Annotated in this window: 17 protein-coding genes; 12 read left to right on the top strand and 5 right to left on the bottom strand. The window is 54.0% G+C overall.

Annotated elements, in window-relative coordinates:
* Window positions 1-1,781 precede the first annotated feature (1,781 nt).
* Window positions 1,782-2,279: a GNAT family N-acetyltransferase gene (locus BLU46_RS33365; RefSeq protein ID WP_269458735.1), complete on the top strand. Its 498-nt coding sequence runs from the start codon at window positions 1,782-1,784 to the stop codon at window positions 2,277-2,279.
* A gap of 1,722 nt (window positions 2,280-4,001) precedes the next feature.
* Here BLU46_RS33365 and BLU46_RS05820 read toward each other — a convergent pair.
* Window positions 4,002-4,553, bottom strand: a complete 552-nt coding sequence (locus BLU46_RS05820; RefSeq protein WP_231988874.1) for an RNA polymerase sigma factor — start codon at window positions 4,551-4,553, stop codon at window positions 4,002-4,004.
* Window positions 4,554-4,893: 340 nt separating this feature from the next.
* On the opposite strand from BLU46_RS05820, the gene BLU46_RS05825 reads away from it, so the two are divergent.
* From BLU46_RS05825 to BLU46_RS05875, 11 genes are all read left to right on the top strand, one after another.
* The gene (locus tag BLU46_RS05825) at window positions 4,894-5,850 is read left to right on the top strand and encodes an HrpJ domain-containing protein (RefSeq protein WP_157721276.1); all 957 of its coding nucleotides are present in this window, start codon (window positions 4,894-4,896) and stop codon (window positions 5,848-5,850) included.
* Window positions 5,851-5,854: 4 nt separating this feature from the next.
* Entirely contained in the window at window positions 5,855-7,930 is a 2,076-nt protein-coding gene (sctV, locus tag BLU46_RS05830; RefSeq protein WP_093199696.1) for a type III secretion system export apparatus subunit SctV, read from the top strand.
* A gap of 11 nt (window positions 7,931-7,941) precedes the next feature.
* Window positions 7,942-8,841, top strand: coding sequence for an FHA domain-containing protein (locus tag BLU46_RS05835; RefSeq protein ID WP_157721277.1), 900 nt, complete (start codon window positions 7,942-7,944; stop codon window positions 8,839-8,841).
* A gap of 20 nt (window positions 8,842-8,861) precedes the next feature.
* On the top strand, window positions 8,862-10,193 hold the full coding sequence (locus tag BLU46_RS05840) for a FliI/YscN family ATPase (RefSeq protein ID WP_093210135.1): 1,332 nt from the start codon (window positions 8,862-8,864) through the stop codon (window positions 10,191-10,193).
* Window positions 10,180-10,581, top strand: a complete 402-nt coding sequence (locus BLU46_RS05845) for a hypothetical protein (protein ID WP_093199702.1) — start codon at window positions 10,180-10,182, stop codon at window positions 10,579-10,581. The genes BLU46_RS05840 and BLU46_RS05845 overlap by 14 nt, the downstream gene beginning before the upstream one ends.
* 390 nt (window positions 10,582-10,971) lie before the next feature.
* A complete protein-coding gene (locus BLU46_RS05850) occupies window positions 10,972-12,060 on the top strand; it encodes a FliM/FliN family flagellar motor switch protein (protein WP_157721278.1) in 1,089 nt (362 codons plus the stop codon).
* Window positions 12,057-12,710: a type III secretion system export apparatus subunit SctR gene (sctR, locus tag BLU46_RS05855; protein WP_093199709.1), complete on the top strand. Its 654-nt coding sequence runs from the start codon at window positions 12,057-12,059 to the stop codon at window positions 12,708-12,710. The genes BLU46_RS05850 and sctR overlap by 4 nt, the downstream gene beginning before the upstream one ends.
* A 2-nt stretch (window positions 12,711-12,712) precedes the next feature.
* Window positions 12,713-12,973 carry a type III secretion system export apparatus subunit SctS gene (gene sctS, locus BLU46_RS05860; RefSeq protein WP_093199712.1) on the top strand — a complete coding sequence of 87 codons (261 nt, stop codon included), beginning with the start codon at window positions 12,713-12,715 and terminating at the stop codon, window positions 12,971-12,973.
* 25 nt (window positions 12,974-12,998) lie between these two features.
* Window positions 12,999-13,784, top strand: a complete 786-nt coding sequence (sctT, locus tag BLU46_RS05865; RefSeq protein WP_093210136.1) for a type III secretion system export apparatus subunit SctT — start codon at window positions 12,999-13,001, stop codon at window positions 13,782-13,784.
* Window positions 13,781-14,989, top strand: a complete 1,209-nt coding sequence (locus BLU46_RS05870) for an EscU/YscU/HrcU family type III secretion system export apparatus switch protein (protein ID WP_093199716.1) — start codon at window positions 13,781-13,783, stop codon at window positions 14,987-14,989. The genes sctT and BLU46_RS05870 overlap by 4 nt, the downstream gene beginning before the upstream one ends.
* A gap of 74 nt (window positions 14,990-15,063) precedes the next feature.
* Window positions 15,064-16,008 carry a sigma 54-interacting transcriptional regulator gene (locus tag BLU46_RS05875; protein ID WP_093199719.1) on the top strand — a complete coding sequence of 315 codons (945 nt, stop codon included), beginning with the start codon at window positions 15,064-15,066 and terminating at the stop codon, window positions 16,006-16,008.
* Window positions 16,009-16,058: 50 nt separating this feature from the next.
* Here the strand turns inward: BLU46_RS05875 and sctC are convergent, their stop codons facing one another.
* The 4 genes from sctC to BLU46_RS05895 form a co-directional block, all read right to left on the bottom strand.
* Window positions 16,059-17,669: a type III secretion system outer membrane ring subunit SctC gene (gene sctC, locus BLU46_RS05880; protein WP_157721279.1), complete on the bottom strand. Its 1,611-nt coding sequence runs from the start codon at window positions 17,667-17,669 to the stop codon at window positions 16,059-16,061.
* A gap of 80 nt (window positions 17,670-17,749) precedes the next feature.
* Window positions 17,750-17,971: a hypothetical protein gene (locus BLU46_RS05885; RefSeq protein ID WP_157721280.1), complete on the bottom strand. Its 222-nt coding sequence runs from the start codon at window positions 17,969-17,971 to the stop codon at window positions 17,750-17,752.
* 113 nt (window positions 17,972-18,084) lie between these two features.
* Complete coding sequence (locus BLU46_RS05890; protein WP_157721281.1) at window positions 18,085-18,318, bottom strand: type III secretion protein HrpF; 234 nt, start codon at window positions 18,316-18,318, stop codon at window positions 18,085-18,087.
* A gap of 187 nt (window positions 18,319-18,505) precedes the next feature.
* Complete coding sequence (locus BLU46_RS05895; protein ID WP_157721282.1) at window positions 18,506-19,072, bottom strand: HrpE/YscL family type III secretion apparatus protein; 567 nt, start codon at window positions 19,070-19,072, stop codon at window positions 18,506-18,508.
* Window positions 19,073-19,753: the final 681 nt, after the last annotated feature.

A 19,753-nucleotide genomic window follows, 5' to 3' on the forward strand; every position in this document is an offset into this window, starting at 1 on the left:
ACTACCTCTAAGTACGACCTCGCCGCAACCTTGCATAACTTCAGCACTATGTCGGGCCGGAGAAATGAACAGGACGGATGAGGTGATGACTATCATCGACACGGGATTTACCGAACAGATCTAGTTATTTCGCTCTCATGACGCTTTTCCCTATACTCAGCGTCCCGGTGCTATATCTGATCGGCTGAATGCCCGAAAGCCCAAGAGATTGAATCACTCTAGACCATTCAAACTACCCCCTATAACAGTGCTGATCATGCGCCCGCCCTAGTGCGGGCTTTTTATTTACTCAACATCGATGCAATGTAGTGACCGAAGTCTCACTATAAACTCACTAACAAGACAGATTCATTTCAGCTGCGATTGATGAGTGCGGATCATACGTCAGCTCATCTATCTTACGATCAATTTGGATTGCTCAACGAGCTGAAGAATCTCAAACAACCTTTGATCGTACTGGAAAATTATGCTGCTGCGATAGGCGCAGTAATGACAAGAAACCAAGTCGTTAGCATAGAGCAATGCCCGGCGGCGATATCGTCTGCGGCAAAATCGAAACTTTTCCTCAGAAGCCACTCAGCCCAAAAGACACTTTTTTTCGGAAGATGAAAAAAAACCCTCGCATGAGCTTGCCAATTTACGCCTGGAAAGAATTATCAAAATACAGTACAAGGCGGGCTGCTTTTGACAAATGCACGGCCAAGCAAATGTTTGCTATTGGCAAACAACCCCGCATCCTGACCTGCATTCTACCTCACTCGAAAGCATAGAAATGCCGAATACCTGATTAGTCGGATCATAGGCTGACTTACCTGTTTCCGCTGCCAATGCCTTGCTTTGAATCACATGACTCAACTTGCTTAGATCTAGTGTGGTTGATTCGCCAGTTCCTGCCAATATCAAAACTTTACCGACTATACTCCGCCAACTTTAACTGGCGCACCTCACTCGGATATTCAGCACCATCGACACAAAAAAGCAGAGACCCCGCAGAGCGATACCGTATAGGGGCGGACAGTGGAGATGCCTCCTACCAATAGCTCCTACCTAATGAATTCCAAGAAGTGCTATACCTCGCAATGGTGTAACAGTGCGCGGATTACCGGTCAGTATTTGTTTTCGTGACGCTTGTCGCGCGGGGGCACACCGAGGCTCGCTTGAACTATGCCAGTGGTTAGCAGCAGTGACGCGCAGCCTTTCTACATTGTGCAGATGAACGCTTTTTTGCCAACGACGGCCTATTCCGACTTCTGGACGTGGTCAACACAACACCACGCGGTTATTTCAGACTGTGGCGCTGCTCTTGAAGGCGCCGCAGACTGAGGCTTTACCAGTTTTTGAGGCAATTCTGATTTTCATGACGGTCTTAATTAATACACTTAACCCACCCCCAACCCCGTGCCCAGCCACTTGTGTGTGAATGCCCCCCCCCACACACACCAAGCTGTTGCTGAGACCAGCCGATGCCTACTATCGAAGAAGAGCGCTTCCACTTAACTGAAGAACATTTTTTTGCAGTCACCACGTCCGTGCACTTGCGCATCAATAGCTGCGTGAATGCATATCAGACTGATAGCGGCCCGAGCCCATGGAACCTGCTATTTATCCGCGTGGGGAGCGCGCCGTTAGGCGAGGCCCTTGTAGCGTCCGACAGATTAATACGGCGAAGCGTGATACCAGTTGCCGTAGTAGTGCGGCAGGAAAAGATTGAGCCCTTAGCCCACAGCTTAAACGCGTGGGGGTGTGTTGCGACCGAGACGACCACAGCCATGGTTCTGGATATGAGAAGGCTTCTCATATATCCTCGGTTGTCTGACCAAGGGGTAATCCGATTAACTGACAATCTCGACGATTGGGCGACTCCCATCGTAAGCGCATTTGGAATTAGCTCCGAAGCTGCAGTGCACTACCAAACCCAACACAAGCGTGCACTTGACAAGGGTGAGTGTTTGTACCACTTCATCATGTCACTCGACGGAAACTCTGTCTGTTCGTTGACCCTTACGCTGCACAACGGGCTGGCACGCCTTAATGATGTCGGTACCGACCCCGCCCATCGGGGCAAAGGTTATTCGACGCGGTTGATATGCGCCGCATTAGTCCATGCCACAGATTTGGGGGCACGCTGGTGTTTCCTCGAATCCTCGGAGCAAGCCCGTTCGCTTTATCATCGGCTTGGCTTCAAAGTTTTATTCCATTACCAGTCCTTCATACGCGCCAGTTGCTATCTCCCCGCGTCGGGAAGGATCTCCTCAGGCGAAGAAAATCCCATCAAATAATGTTGACCGGCAGCTGATAAAATCTAAGCAATAGAGAGGCAACACTTAACGTGACTGGCCACAGCACGCTGTCTCACCCTCTGATCCGACATGAAGTTTAACGCCGCCCAGGTTGATCGAGACCAGTAGGCCGCCACAATGCAACGCCTACGCGGTTCAGACTACCGCTGACGACGGACAATGAACTACTGCACGAAGGCCTTCTGAGTACGTAGTGCCGTCTACCGGAGCATGCAGGGACATTGCCATTTCATTGATTCCAATAAGCCACACAGCAGCATCTAGTGAGGTTTGAGTGCAAGATCTCGGCACTCGTAAATCGTTTTCGACTCAAGTCACATCGCGACGCGGACGCGTTGCCCACAATGCAGAACGCCACTCCGACGGAGAGTCGACGCCGACATGCGCTTTGCACCCGTTTCCGTCTGACATCTGTCCGGGTTTACCATCCGCTTCCTTGGTCGCGTTGGGCGCACGGATCAATGCGTAATCGACGAAGGTGCGCTGGCGTAACAGCCTGGCTCACCGTTGATCGGATCTGGAATCCCGACGGTCAACTTATGCTTTTCCAGAAAACCACGCACGAAAAGGATGTCGCATTTATCAGTAATTTAAATACCACCCTATAAACTTCGCAGAATCGTGGTTTCGCTCCTCTTCTTGCACTGCCGGATCGCGGCAACCGAAGCAGTTATGCATTGCATTAATTCGACGCATGGCCATCAAAAGGTATGCTCGACGACTGCCCCCCCTCAATTACTGGAGGGTGCGTGTGAGCGGCTAAATCTTTCAAGAGCATTACTCGATCCATCTTGATCAGAAACTGTCCCTTGCGGGGGCTCCTGCTTGATCGCGAATCTGCACCAGTGAAGGTTAACTGCTTCATCATCAAAAAATTCGGAATTGGTGTCCCGTGATTTTGCCAAATTCGAAAAAATTATTAGAACCACCTTAGAAAACTATGAAAATCATTCGTAATGTCGGCCAAAAGAGCAGGCGTAGGACGCGGCTAGGTCATGCCACAGCATCAGCTTAGGAGATTTACCTTCGCGATCAATGTCTCCTATTATCGCAATAACTCGGACTCGACGCATGCTTACATCGTGACGCCCACCCTTTCTCCACCTCTCGACCTATCAGAAAAATAGTGTTTTTGCCCTGCTCTTTGCAAACTAGGGCAGTGGATGTTCATTACTGTAATCAAAGGTGGGCGTGACAGATTTACAGCGCGTTAGAAATGAGTCTAAGCATCAAACAGCGTAAATATCTCATACGCGAGAGACCCGAACTGCTGCTAATCCAGGCATCAGGAACCATTGTTTGTCGATGGATATAATGGACGACTGATTGACCGACAAGCGCAGTTCTTGAAGGTTCAACTGATCGACAACTTCAACCGTCAAACCGTGAGGCCGCGAAATATTAAATTGTGACTGAGCATTTGGTGCGCGGGCTATGATCACTGGCGGCCGGCGAACTCAAAAGCCTTTATAAGGCCCCTGTAGTTGCCTGGAAAGCGCTACGAAAGTTACCCTTGTATCTGAATCCAATAGGTTGGATCAGTTTCTTTCAGAGGCAAACACGGGTTACAGCCCAATTCTTGGAACTGTAACCCTGAACCTCTAGCACTTTATTTGCCTGAGACAACAACCGAAATACACCAAGTCGTCGGCCATTTTTCGTCATCAGTGGACGCAAGATGTGGCAATATTTGTGGAAAATTCACGTAAATACTTCGCGCCTTAGCATGGCTCGCGCGCGAGAAAGGCGGGAGCGCACCGTTCCTATTGGAATGCCCAAGCGTTCAGCTAGAGCATGGTAGTTACCCGGATTTTCGAGCATCACGGTGAGCACCCGACGCATGTCCGGCGACAATGCCGCAGTGGCGCGCGCCGTACGCTCTAACAGTCGTAGCGCGTCGACCTGGCGATCCAAGTCGAACGCCAGTTCATTCGATTCCATATCCAATGTATCCAGCTCGCACAGCGGAGGACGCGTATACGCTCGACGGAAATGACTGCGAATTAAATTGAGTGCAATGCCAAACATCCATGTTTCCGGCTTGGAATCGCCATTGAATTTATTGCAATTTCGCAGTGCCTCCACGTAAGTCCCCTGCAACAGATCCTCCGCATCCTCGGGATTCATGACGCGACTGCGAATAAACTTACGCAAACTTTCATGATTATAGCTGGATAAAAAAACTCTAACAACCTGTTGCTCAAATGTAATCGGCATATCGCGCTCGGCGGGCTTTACTTTTTTCTGTTGCATAGACATGTCCTTTAGTTGGACTGTGCCTCTACACAAGATGCGTGCCAAGCCCTCAGCTGCCCAGTAACCAAGGTAAAATACTGATGTTGTACATCAATTTCACGCCAGAAGCGGCGTACTGGACGCGACCATGTCGCCACTTATCGCACACCACCCCAAATCGCTTATACAGTTGTCTCATTCCGATGGAACCGCTTTGGCTCCTAGAACCACTTACTCAAACCCTGATTAATTACCAAGTGTGACTATGAAAACCGATGCGCCGCGTCCCGCCCCTCCTCCTAGCGCGCTTATTCCCCCCCATGTGCCGCAACCGAAGCCACCGGGGACTGGTCAGAACATGGAGGAAATCGCCATGGTCTTTAGCCAGCACGTAGAACGCAGTAGTAAGGCTCTGCATCAGCGTCGCATTCAACTGCCCAAACTGGAACAGGCCTTGCCTCAGATCGCGGCGCCGGAGCACTTAAGGCCCTGGTGTGAGCAGTTATCGCATCTGGATGCAAGTACAGTCGCTCAACGGCTGTTGGCGGTGCAGCAACTAGCTGAACGATGCACACCGGTGGATCGGATCGTCCATCTGGCCGACGGTGACCCAGCACAGGCCCATATACTACTGGAGCGACTGACCGAGCAAGCGGAGGCAAACGCGCGCAAAACTGAAGCACTGAGGCTCAGGGCTTGTCTCGCACGGTTGCACAAAGCCCATGGAGCCGAAATTACGGCGGGACTAAATATCGGCGGGGCGTTACTAGCAGGCCTAGACGACCCAACCTTACGGCAGTCCGTGCTTCGCCTGTATTACGACAAAATTGTGCTCAAACAATCATTGGTTGAGTTGTTACAGCAGCTACTTGAATTGTTCCTAGAAGAACATTTTGAAACTGGCTTGAAGGTTTTACGCCGCGCGTTGGCAGACGATATCGCCTCAGAAACGCCATCTCGACCCAGTGTAAGATTGCGCAAATTATTGGCCGGCTTGGAATCTGCCGGACAATTGTCAAGTTTAATTCACGCCTGTCGGGCCGTGCTGGCGCGCTGCCCAGAAAGCGTGCCCTACACCCCCGTGACCCTCAGCCGCCGCGTGGTGGGTTTGCCCCTCAGTGGCGTAAACGCGTTCGAAGCTGAACGTCTGAGCAAAGAACTCAATGGTGGTGAGCATGCGAATCAACAGCAGACTTTGTCCACGGTGTACGGACTGATGCGAAGCCTGCCGCTGAGTTTGTGGAGTGACCTGAATCATCGGCAGCGCTCCCTTGCGGCGATACAAACGCTGTTCGAAGACCGGTCGAGGATCTAGGCGAATGCCCCCATACATCGTCCCATTGCATCGGTTTGCCTTGCTAGCCGCCCAGCGCAGCGAGCTGGTCACCGGCAGCCTAGCGCTGGCGATCGTATTCATGATGATTATTCCGCTACCAACGTGGCTGGTGGACGTATTGATCGCGGCGAACATCAGCTTTGCCACGCTGTTGGTGGTGTTGGCATTACTGTTACCCAGCCCTCTGTCCTTTTCCTCTTTTCCGGCGGTTTTGCTGCTTTCGACCCTTTTCCGCCTTGCCCTATCAGTAGCTACCACCCGCCTGATTCTGCTTGAGCAGGATGCCGGTAGCATTGTCGAGGCTTTTGGCAACTTTGTTGTTGGCGGTAATCTGGCCGTCGGCCTAGTCATGTTTCTGATCCTGACCCTAGTCAACTTTCTGGTCATCACTAAGGGCTCCGAACGTGTCGCGGAAGTGGCTGCGCGGTTCACCCTCGATGCCATGCCCGGTAAGCAGATGTCGATCGACAGCGATTTGCGCGGCGGCCTTATCACGGCTGAGACTGCCATTTTGCGACGTGAGACACTCGCGCGGGAGAGCCAGCTGTTCGGCGCGATGGATGGCGCTATCAAGTTCGTTAAAGGGGACGCGATCGCCGGCATAGTTATCGTGCTGATCAACATGATTGCAGGTTTCAGCATTGGCATGCTTCAGCACGACATGAGCGCAGGTGATTCAGCCCGCCTTTATTCGGTACTGACCATTGGCGATGGCTTGATCGCTCAAATTCCTGCACTAATGATTTCTTTGACGGCAGGGATGATGATTACACGCGTTTCACCCGACGCGACAAACCAAGGCACTGATATAGGACGACAGATTGCGCAGCAGATAACGAGTGAGCCCAAGGCTTGGATAGGCTCGGCATTAGGTTCACTGGGGTTTGCCGCGCTGCCAGGGATGCCAACTTCAACTTTTATCGTAATTGCCGCGCTGGCGGCATCAATCGGTGGCTACCAGTTGTTAAAGGAGTACCGGCAAGCAAACCAGATTGTCCAAACGCTTTCAATGCGGGACAACGGAGTGGAGGATCTCCGGAATTTCAACGCCGCCAGGGCATTTCTAATTCACTTGCCCGCTTCCCAGCGAGACTCCGAGTCGGTGGTTGAGTTGCTGCACGCCATACGCTTGACCCGCAACCGGCTAGTTCAACATTACGGCCTGACCCTGCCGAGTTTCGAAATTGAATACAACAATCAACTGGCGGAGAACACCTTTGTGTTTCTGGTACACGAGATTGCCGTACTTACCGCTACCTTTGGCCCTATGGTCGCGGTGCCATTGACCGCGCTGGACGAACCACCTGAAGGTGTCCTGTTAGGGCAAGAGGAGCGTCAGGAAGAGGAGTGGATGTGGCTGGCCCCCGACCACCCCATCTTGGCGACCCTTGAACCGCGCACTGCTCTGACTTTACTCGCCGAGCGTATGGAGCAGTGCATGCTGAAAAGCGGGCCGCAGTTTTTGGGGTTGCAAGAAACCAAGCACATCTTGAACTGGATGGAGTCCAAACACCCAGAAGTGGCACAGGAACTTCAGCGCACCCTACCACTGAGCCGGTTTGCGGCCGTTCTTCAACGCCTGGTTTCAGAACGTGTGCCAATTAGGGCAATAGGGTTAATTGCCGATGTCCTGATTGAGCACGGCCCTCATGAGCGTTCAGTGCCCGCCCTAACCGATTACGCGAGAATTGCACTCAAAGCACAAATCTACGACGAGTTTAAAGAGCTAGAAGGCTTGAACGCGTGGTTATTGTCGCCCGAAGCAGAGGCATCGCTGCGCGAACTCAGACGGCAGACGCAGACCGAAACATTTTTCGCCCTCGAAGCCGAAAAATCGCAGATGCTGGCACATCAACTGCGTTATGCCTTCCCGCAGCCGGCCACGTTAAAATGCGTGCTGCTGGTCGCTCAAGACATACGTAGCCCATTGCGCGATTTGATCTGCGACGAATTTAATCACATTCCCGTCTTATCTTTTGCCGAGCTGCTCGGCAGTGCCAAAGTGCAAGTGCTCGGGCGGATAGACGTTGACGACCCGGGTGCGCACGATGCGGCGTAATAGTGGCGAGCGTGGATACCACGGTGTTTGAACTGCGCGTATTAAGCGGCCTTCACCAGCAGGCTGCGCTGCCACTGGTGGGAGATGAATGGTACGTCGGGGCTCGCGAAGAGGCGGATTTGGCCCTGTTCGATCCCGGGATCGAAGCCCACCATGGCGCGCTGCACCTGCAAGCAGAGCAGTGGCGGCTTGAGGCGCACGCAGGGGCATTTTACGATGCCGAGGGCGAGGTTTTGATTGGCACCATCCTCCCCGAACAGCTCTTCCGCGCGGCGAATATTTGGCTATGCGTCGCTCCATGCGATGCGCCCTGGGCAAGCGAAACCGTCCCCCTTGAGATGCCAGCGCTCAAGCCCGTGCCACCGCTAGCGCCGTCGTCCGCACAACCTCTAGTTCACTGGCCTTGGCTGTGGGTACTGCTGCCAGTTCTGATGGCTGTAATGGCGGCCGGAGGGATGCTATGGACGCCCACTCCGCTAACGCAGGTAACGCCGCTAATGCCGCAAGCACTGTCCCCGTCCAAGCCGGCGCTGGAAACCGCCGAGCAGGTACGCACGGCCTTGCGGCTGCTACTCGACGAGCGAGGCCTGCATACGGTGACCCTGAACGACGCGGATAAAGTTGTATTACTCAGTGCCGACCCTACCCAGGAACCGATTCTGAGGCGGGTACTCAGAGTCTTCCAGCAGCGCTACAGGAGCGCAATAGCGGTTTCCTTGGATCTGCGTCCTACCGTGCAGACTCTACCTTTCCGGGTAGTCCAGGTGGTTGCCGGCGGAATCCCTCACCTGTTGACGGATCAAGGAACGCGTATGTTTATTGGCGATGAATCAGAGGGCGTTCGCCTCATTGCCATCGACCCCACAAAATTACGCTTTGACGGCAGCCCACCGCTGGAAGTGGACTGGTGAGCGCTCAGTCCAACACTGACATGCATGCGGCATGGCGCCAGCGTCAGCTGGCACACTGGATCCGGTATGCCCCGGCGCAGTGGCGGGGGCGTGTACATTCGGTGCAGGGCATCCTGCTGCGCTGCCGACTGCCGCGCGCTCGCATTGGTGAGCTGTGCCAACTGCTCAAGTTCGGACAACCGCCAGTACTGGCCGAAGTCATCGGCTTTGAACAAGACTTGGCGTTGTTGTGCGCCCTCGGCCACTTGGAAGGCATCGCGGCGGGTGACGCCGTCCTACCACTGGGTCAACCCCATCAACTACACGTGGGTTCGCACCTGCGAGGGAAAGTGCTCAACGGCTTCGGCGCACCGCTGGGCGCAGATTCTGTTTCCGATCAGCCCGACGCCGGCATCTTGATGCCTGTCATCGCTGAAGCTCCGATGCCGGCCGAGCGGCCCCCGTTAAAACGCTGGCTGATCACTGGCATTCGCGCCATTGATGGGCCCAACAGCCTGGCCGAAGGCCAGCGAGTCGGATTATTCGCAGGCCCAGGCTGTGGCAAAACCGTTCTATTGGCCGAACTGGCGCGCAATATCCAATGCGACACCATCGTGTTTGGTCTAATCGGTGAGCGCGGCCGCGAGCTGCGCGAATTCCTCGACAATGAGCTGGATGATGAACTACGCCAACGCTCAATTATTGTATGTGCCACATCCGACCGTTCCAGCATGGAGCGCGCCCGCGCGGCCTTTACAGCGACCACTATTGCCGAAGGGCTGCGTAATCAAGGCCAGCATGTGCTGCTACTGATCGACTCTTTAACGCGGTTTGTGCGCGCTCAGCGTGAAATCGGTTTGGCGGTGGGCGAGCCCATTGGCCGCAGCGGACTTCCGGCGTCAGTCTACACGCTGCTTCCACGCCTAGTTGAGCGCGCAGGCCAGACCCGCAGCGGGGCCATCACTGCGCTGTACACCGTTCTGGTCGAGGGGGACTCAATGCGCGATCCGATTGCCGAAGAGGCCCGCTCGTTACTTGATGGTCATTTGGTGCTTTCACGAGCTATGGCCGAGCAGGGGCATTTTCCGGCCATAGATGTGCTGGCGAGTTTGTCGAGGGTACAGGCGCAGGTCGTCAACACCGCGCACATCGAGGCTTCGCGACGACTGCGGCGATTACTCAGCGCTTATCAGCAGGTCGAGTTTGTGCTGCGTTTAGGTGAGTACCAGAGCGGTGGCGATCCATTGACGGATCTGGCGGTAGATACACGCCCGGCGACGCTGACTTTTTTACGTCAGGCGTTGCGACGGCCCAGCGCTCCCGACAGCACCGTACATGAACTACACATGCTGACTTCCGATGTCCCTGACTAAAGCGCAGGCGCTGTTGAAGCTCCGCGAGTACCGACGCGCCCGCGCCGAACAAGACTGCCGTCGGGCCGACCTAGCACTTCAGGCGATGGAACTTCATATCGAGACATTACGAGCAGCCCTGCACTCCCCTATCGTCAGCCTCGCCCCGGCCCCGCTCAGCGGTACCGCTCTGAAGCAACAAGAGGACGCACACCAGCAGACGCTGCTGATGCATCACAAACGACTTACTGAGCTGAAGCAATTAGGTAATCAATATGACGAGCAAGGGAACCAGATTGCTCAGCTTAACCACTTATTACGAGACCGAACACGTGCTCATGAGGCACTCAAAAAGCTAATCGAACAACTGGTCTATGAAAGATCAGACAGCGATAATCAAGAGGATTGAACCAATGTGGCGGCATGAACGCGTACACATAAGTGCTGCCAAAGCCGCCAATCGATGTAGGGCGGTACCCCCCGTGAGTACCATCGCGCATGCTGGCAGCGAAAGCGAGGCAGCAGCATGGAACGCCGACAGTATCGAAGCCTTGTGCGCGACCTTGGCTCCGCTGCTGAGCAGCACTCGTAGCATTGAGATGACGGTTTGCCTTCCCCTGCTGGGCCGCTTGACCCTGAGGGCGTGCGAATACAAGCCTGGTCTATGGCTACTATTGATACGCAGTACACAGGCGTGCTGTTGCCAACACTTGGAGCAGCATCGGGACACCTACGAGGCACTTTTCTCACGCGCGCTGGATGCGCCGGTGTATCTGAGCATCTTGCAGGAACAGCTCGCATGAGTCAGGTGCACCTCCCTCTTCGCCGACTGGCGCGCAGCGAAATGCAAGTCTTCAACACCATAGGACGCGGCCTATCTCTGCCCTTCGAAGTCGACGGTTTAGACGGTCAGTTACTCCTCGACAACGTCAGCAGTGGCACCGAGTCGATAACGGGCAGCCGAATCAGCAGTATCTGCGGCCCCCTAATTCTGCACGACAACGGCCAGGTGCTGAGCTTGCTTGGCCGCTGTCCAATTCGCTTACCCGCCGCTGCTGACGACTGGGTATGGGCGCTGTATAACACAGGCCTCAGCCCTGTACTACAGGAGCTATTCGGGTCGTTAGGCGCCGCCGCCGACGGCCCGTTTCACGGCCCCCCCTGTCGCCTCCAAGTCCAGCTTGGTACACAGCGCCATGAATGCACGATTCAACTACCGGCGGCAACCCTTATTGCAATGACGACTCGTGCATGCTGGAGGCCGATGATCCCAGCTTCCAATCTACTTTTACGCGTCTTCTTGCCTGTAATTATTGGGGAATTACACCTGAGCATGGGACAGCTTCAGCGATTACGTCCGGGTGATGTGCTCATGCCCGAGCATCTACGTTTCACTCCCCAAGGTGTGGGGGTTTGGCTGCCCAGCCGCACCCCTTGGCCGGTTCGTATTACCCACGCGCGACAGCAAGTGTGGCTGCACCTGACAACAGGAGACACGCATATGGATCCGGCATTCGATCCCGAAATGATTCAGGCCAACGAAGCGGCGTATGAGCCCTACGCTGATATGACCCACGAAGCGTACCCGCAAGACGGACACGTTAGTAACGAGGATCACGCCGACATTGAGGACAACAAGCCATGGGAGTCAAGCGCGCTCGGGCACTTTAGTGACCTATTGCTGCCCCTCAGCATTCGCTGCGGCCACCTGCAGTTGTCACTTTACGAACTCCAACGTCTGGCTCCTGGCAGCGTATTACCTATCCTAGGTGCTGCGCCAGGTGAAGCGGCGCTATATCATGGCGAACGACGCCTAGCGTACGGCGAGCTGGTACAAATTGATGATGGCTTGGGGATGCAGATCACCCGGCTGGATACCTTAGCATGACATCGCAAGGCCTTGACCCAATGATGCTTGCGTTGTTGCTAGCGAGCCTATCACTGATTCCATTATTGCTGATGACCAGCACGGCCTTTCTAAAAGTCGTTATCGTACTCATGATCACCCGAAACGCGATCGGCATTCAACAGGTCCCCCCTAATTTGGCCCTGTATGGTATTGCCCTCGCGGCGACCCTCTTTATTATGGCGCCGGTGGGCCAAGAAATGGTGCAGGTCGGGCAGCGTGCGCCTCTGGATTTCACCACGAGCGATACGTTAATGGGTACTGCGAGCGCGGTGGTCGCCCCACTGGTTCGCTTTATGCAACGCAATACCGATCCCGATATCCTCAATCACCTTCACGACAACGCCCTGACCATGTGGCCGGCGCAAATGACCGCCGACTTAAAGCCTGACGCGTTATATCTATTGATGCCCGGTTTTATGTTGTCAGAACTCAAAGCCGGGTTTCACATAGGCTTTATCGTCTACATCCCCTTCATCGTCATTGACTTAATTGTCTCGAACCTTTTACTCGCCCTAGGTATGCAGATGGTGGCTCCTATGACCCTCTCGCTGCCATTGAAGCTGCTGCTGTTCGTGCTTGCCGAGGGCTGGACGCGACTGCTCGACGGCCTGTTCTACTCGTATCTGTAGCCATGGAAAGTCTAGAATTGTTCAAGCAAGCAATGTTCTTGGTGGTTCTGCTCTCGGCTCCGGCACTGATTACTGCAGTGCTCAGCGGGATCCTTATTTCGATGGTGCAAGCCTTAATGCAAGTTCAGGATCAGACGCTCCCATATGCGATCAAACTCACAGCGGTGGGGATGGCACTGCTGATTTCTGGCCGCTGGATGGGAGTAGAGCTGCTAAACCTAACCACGATCGCATTTGACAGCATCGCCATACGGGGTCATTGAGCCGATGTCGAGCTTGGACGCGCTCATGAGCAGCTATTTCGAGGGCCTGTTGGCGCTGGCACTGAGTATGGCGCGGTTATACCCCTGTGCTTATTTAGTGCCTGCTTTCGGCTTTACGCTGATTCGCGGGCTAGCGCGTCACGCCATTGTCGTAGCCTTAGCGGTACTTCCCGCGGTGTCGTTGCAAGGCCAGCTAGCGTTCGCCTTCGCCGAGCCTGGTTACTATTGGATAGCCTTGCTGCTCAAGGAGGTCGCGCTAGGACTGCTGATTGGCGTGATACTGAGCCTGCCATTCTGGCTTTTCGAAAGCGTAGGCGCACTGCTCGACAACCAGCGAGGGGCGCTTACGGGAGGGCAACTCAACCCTGCACTAGGCGCCGATGCAACGCCATTGGGACACCTGTTTAAAGAGATGACTGTGGTTGTAATGATGACGCTGCTTGGTTTCGACGTGCTTCTGCAGGTGCTGTGGAGCAGTTATGAAGTTTGGCCGGCAATGGCCTGGATGCCCTTGCCCGCCGGCGGTTTTGCGGGCCTTATGGCCCTTATTAACGGAACATTTACTTACTTAATATTATACTCGGCGCCGTTTGTTGCAGTATTGCTAATTGCGGATTTTTCCATGGCCATGCTCAGCGTGTACAGCCCGCAGCTGCAAGTGTTTGTTCTCGCCATTCCAGCCAAGTGCCTGATTGGACTGGCTTTTTTGGTTATTTACCTACCTACCCTGTGGGAACACATGAGCCTGCGCCTGCAGACGTTCACGGATCTGATACCGAGCATAAAGGTGCTGCTGGGAACGGTAGGATGAGTGGGGAAAGGAATCAACCCGCCACACCTAAGCGTCTGCGCGATGCGCGCAAAAAAGGCGAGGTGGCCCAGAGCCAAGATCTGATTCGTCTGCTAGCCCTGAGCCTAATGTGCGAGCTGTCATTGTACTCGGCCAACGATAGTCTGAACCGACTGAACGGATTCATCCATTATGGTTTGGGGCGCCTCGCCCCGCTGACACCTAGCAGCCTATTGGAGGTAAGCGCGCAGGCCGGAGGTGTCCTGCTATATTTTTTCGCTGCCACGCTGGCACCCGCAGTGGCGATTCGGCTAATCGGTGGATGGATGCAGTTCGGTTTTTTGTGGGCTCCTGAAGCGCTGCGCCCGGACATTAATCGACTCAATCCGCTGGCCCAACTTAAGCAAATGTTTTCCGCGCAAGCCCTATTCAACTTAATTGCAGGGCTGCTCAAAGCCGCGCTTATCAGCGGCTTGGTATTAAGCTTGAGTCTACCGGCAGTAGGGACGCTGATCATGTTGGTGGAGACCGACTTATACGACTACTTGCACGGAGCGCTACTGCTTTTTCAGCGTATTCTGCGCGCTTGTTTCGGGGCCTTGGCGGTAGTAGCCCTGATTGATATGTTGATGCAACGTTATTTTTATAATAAACGTCAACGCATGACCCATGAAGAGGTGAAAAAGGAATACAAGGAATCCGAAGTCGACGCCAGCCTGAAGTCGCATCGCAGGTCACTCATGGCACAATGGCTGGAGGAGCCTCTCATCGCGCCACCGTCATTAGAACAATCGGACATGCTCATCGTAAACCCCACCCACCTTGCGGTTGCGTTGTATTACCGACCTGGGCAGACGCCGCTGCCACAGATCACGGCGAAGGGTGAAGATCGAGGCTGCTTGGCTTTGATAGCGCGCGCTAATGAGGCGAAAGTTCCAGTCATCCGCTACCGATGGCTAGCGCGCACTCTCTATCCTGGCGCACTCGGCAGTTACATTCCGCGTGAGACACTCCGCATCCTCGCCACTCTCTATCAAACCTTAAAAACCCTCGACCGCAATAGTTTTCACGGGCCGCTGGACATGGATACACTAATCCCCTTATCAAAGAGTTTGAAAACAAGCGCCCCGCCACTATCGACCGCCAATCATGCTCCATTCGATCCATTAGAAAGCGATGTAGCCATGGAGATCGAACTAACTGAAGCAATTGATGTCAAATCTTAAGCTGAACGCTTATGCAATGACGGCAGGGATTGTCCACTTCTCACGGTATATAGTCAGCGGTAACAATAGAACTTATGAAGAGTCTTTTAAAAGCACAGCCAACTCAGCCCGAACAATCTTCAGTCAATCTCCTGGTCGATAAAGTCGGCCCCCTACCGTTGGACATCTTTTTGTGTGGTGAAACCGGTACCGGTAAAGATAATATGGCGCGACGCATTCATGAACGATCGGGGCGCACCGGTAAATTTATTCCAATAAATTGTGCCGCTATTCCCGAAAGTCTGGCCGAGAGCCTGCTGTTCGGAACAGTCAGCGGCGTGTTCACCGGCGCCACCCGTGCACGCGCTGGCTACTTTGAAGCCGCCCATCAAGGCACTCTGTATTTGGATGAAATCGACAGTATGCCAGTGCACACCCAAGCCAAACTACTGCGAGCCATCGAAACTCGCGGCGTTGAGCGACTTGGTTCGACTGAATTTATATCTTTGGACTTGCGTATAATTGCCTCCGCACAAGGATCGTTGAATCACTTGGTCGAAACGCAGCGCTTTCGTAGCGATTTGTTTTACCGGCTCAACGCACTGACCATCCAATTACCGCCATTGAGAACTCAAAAAGCGCGCATTATCCCGTGCTTTCTAAAAATGCTTGAAGCCGAAGCGAGCCTATTGAATTGTCCTTTTCTACCGCCCCCTTCTAATGTATTGAGCGAGCTGGTTAGTCATCCTTGGCCAGGCAATCTGCGCGAGCTTCGCTCGGCGGCACGCCGCTATGCTCTGGGCCTGCCACCGTTGCAAGGTAATGACGCCGCAATCCAAAGCCCGGCACCTGCCAATCTTAGAGACCAGTTGCAGCAAGTAGAGAAAAATTTAATCGAGGAGTCGCTCAAGCGTCATAATCAATCGATTGCCGACGTCATTGACGAACTGGGCATCCCCAGCCGAACGTTCTACCATCGGTTAAAACGCCTGCAGATCAGCCCGCCGAGTAAGCCCGGTGGTAAGACTCTGAACATATAAGAAAACAGTTCTATTGAGGTCGGATGACTTAAATTAGTCGCCTCCCGACCTCATTCGCCCTTCAGCTCAATGAATTGGACTCGGCCGCGCGGCGCCAGAAGTTCCTGCACGGACTCAACCACTTCGCGCTCCAGCGGCCTCTCGCCGCTGTCCACATAGCGGCGCAGGTCGTGTTGATCGCCGATCAAGCGCGGAACCAGGATAAACAAGCGCTCCCGTCGACTTTGACTATGCTCACGGTCGGAGAACAGCAACGGGCCTAGCACCGGGATGCGACCGAGCCACGGGATTCGGCGCGCACTTTCAAGGTTTTGTTGCTGCTGCAACCCACCGATTACGAGCGCCCTACTCTCCTCGATCAACACTTGGGTGCTGACTACACTTTTATGCGTACTCGAGAGCACCGGACCTTGCGCACGCGGTTCAAACTGGCCATCTTCAATGTCGATCAGCAATTGCATCTGCTTGCGTCGGCCTCCCTCGATTATACGCGGGGTTACCTGCAAACTGGTGCCAACAGTTACCGCCTCGAGGCTAGCTACCCGTTCCCCAACATTCGACAGGTACTCAGTCCGACTGAAGTCAATGATGGCAGGATGGTTTTCTAGTGTAAGCACCGATGGGCTGGCGATCAAGGACGCCCGCCCAAACTCCTCTAATGCGTGTAACTGCGCCATAAAGCGCTTTCGATTGCCAATAAAAAAAGTCGACGTAGCTCCCGAAGGCAAAAGGCTAACACCTCCAAGCTCCTGGCCATTATTGGTGCGCCAGTCAACCGCCAAACCCGATAAATCCCGCCGATCTATATCTAGGATTAATGCATCGATTTCAATCAAACGGCTCGGTTGATCGATCTGGGCAATCAGTGCCTCATACATAGGCCGCCGGCTGGCCTGATCGTGCACTAAAACCGCATTGTTGCGTATGTCCGGCTCTACTCGAAAGTATGTCTTCGGGCGGATTGCTGCCGATCGCGAGCTCTTTGACGCCCCGGCCTTAGCCATGATTAAAGCGTCGCTCATATTATCCCCGCGATTCATATTCTGGAGTGAAAGCTCTTCGAAAGAAGTATCGTCTAATAACCGCCGCAACAAGGTCGCGGCGCCAGGGATCAAGACCTTTTCCGCGCGGTACTGGACGCTGCGATCATCGGCATTGATGTAGCGCAGCGGCAAGCTGATCAAAACCGGTTCCTGTGGCTCATTCTCCTCTGTGTGCAACTGCTCGTCCGCGAAGCTCTGAATCAACTCGATATAGGCTTGCGGCCCAGACACCAGCACGGATTTTCCACTATCGAGTACACCCCATCCGAACCTTACATCCAGCAGGCCAATCTCAGTCAAGGCCAGGCGGAGCTCAGCGGCATCTTCTTGCACCAACAGGCGCGCCGAAACGTACTCACCACCAGGACTGATGAACAGCGTATTTTTATAAAAAAACCAGTCAAAGCGCTGTTCCAGAGCCAAGCGGTCAAGCACTTGACTAGCCTGATGGCTACGGTAGTAACCATTCACCCTGCCGTATTCACCACTCAATGCCAAGCGAAAACCAAACCCGTCGGCGAAACGCTGCAGAACCTGTTCGAGCGGTTCGTACTCCGCGTCGTAGGCATAAGCAGTTTCACGCCACTTATTGACGAGCGGCGCAGCCAGCAGTGGCATCGGGAGACACGAACCGAAACCAAGCACACTTAGCAGCACGCACTGGCACCACCGTCGTAGATTACGCAAGATCATTTACTTCACTCAAGCTGGGCCACACCATAGATTAAAGAATCACGTTGATTTAATAGGCGCCCAAATGCATCGTTCAGCAAGCTGGCATCTACAGCCCCGGGAACATACTTGAAGAGTCCAAACTTTTCGAGATCCACGGTGGCCGTGAGCTGACCACCGAACTCGGCCTGAGCCAACGTTTGCAGTTGCAGAAAGCGTTCGAAGTCACGGGGCTGAATGAGCCGCATTATTAAGGTCACCCCCCTTGACTTAATCGTAAAAATCGTGACCCAGCCCATAAATTCTGTGCAACAACGCAGTACCTCCTGCATTGGCCCAAAACATGATGGCGTATGCGAGATCACGGTATAGCATCAATAATCGCCTTGGTGAGGTTATGCTGTATTCTTACATGCTGGTTGACGGCGAAAGTGCTACTTGACAAATTTTGCGTGGAAATTAAAAAATCGGCCATATCCTGAAGAGTAACCATTCCGTCATTCGACGCTTCAAGTGCGATCCGTTGATTGTCTTCATAGTTACGCTCAAAGCGTCGATCTATCGCCCGCTGGGTGGCTGCACTTTCAAGGTACATCATTAAACTCCAGAGTATTTAAAAAAAGGTATAAAGTCCGCTAGGCTATACAGGCAATGCCTTCACCTTAAATTATCCCATCTAATTTTCTTGACACATGCAAGCTAATACAATGGCATCTCATTAAGTATAACCGAAAGTTTCCTTCTGCCCCGGCCCGCTAAAGCCCGAGCGACTCATATGCGACTCAAACTGCTTCTGGTAACAACAACTGAGCGATACAGTCGTTCCAATTGAGGTGCAGCTCTCCGCCCTCCATCACTAAATACAAGGCATCTTCAGCTAGCGCGCTATCGATCGACAAGATCCAGGTGCAATTAGTCTGATGATTCAGCCAATGCTGAACTTGATCTTGTACCGCGGGATGACAGCAGACTTGCAGCGAGGGCCCGCTGGGACACTCATCAAACAGTTGCATAAGTAATCCCTCAATCCGCTCAGCCGTTGGAATTTTACTTAACAGCAGTCGTAACGCCTTGTTCACTAGGTGCACGGCTGTTTCCTGATAAGATTGCTGGTGCTGTTGATGCGCTCTATCCCAGGACTCACTGCAGGCCAGCGCACGTCGCAAAAAATCGGCTTGGGCCTGATTGGCCTGTGCGACCTGAGCGTGCATCCCAGCCTCCGCCTGCACCTGCGCTTCCGCCCGAACAGCTTCGGCTTGGACAAAGCCATGTATATGCTGGCGACTAAGAAGTGCCGGCAGCAGTAGCGGGGTCACAGCCCCACTTTGCAGTTGACGTTTTACGAACACGCCCCCCCCCATCGCGATACTGCGCTTGCCACAACGCGGCAGCCCAAAGCAACGGCAGTTTGTCAGCCGCGGCCTGAAGCTCGAAACAGGCATCCTCGCGAGCAAAGCTCAAACGCACGCGCGACCATAACCAAGGCCCAACTGCGCGACACAGCAACACTTCGCCGCTAATCGGCGTGCTCAACGGCGCCGGCCGCACTCCACGTGCTACACGCTCGCACCACTCACGCGCCTTATAATCCATTTGGTCGCGCGCGCGAACGCAATATATCCCACGCATGCGCTCAAAAGCCTCACGACGAACGCTGGGGGTGGCCAGCATTAATTGCCTGAGCCAAGGGGCCACAATCGGGGCATTCTCCACCGAGACCTGCAGCGCGCGACCTAAGACCAACGGGTGCATCTCCGCCCAGCAATGCAAGGCGTCAAGGGACAGTTCACTCAATGGGGCAGGCAGCCAGCCCGCCCCTAGATCAAGCCAAGGCCTGACCCACCAGATTTGCCAAGCTTGTTCAGACAAATGATCCACCTCCGACGGGTTGACGGTTCAAGCACATCTCACCCTAAGTGCAATGATCGACGCATTGTATAGGTGGTGACTCATCGCCATTCAGTTCCATAGCCGAACGATAACCACGGCTATCTACCCCCTGATGGCATTACCAGTAACGTCTCACAGCA

This window comes from Pseudomonas yamanorum (assembly GCF_900105735.1).
GTDB classification, from domain to species: Bacteria; Pseudomonadota; Gammaproteobacteria; order Pseudomonadales; family Pseudomonadaceae; genus Aquipseudomonas; species Aquipseudomonas yamanorum.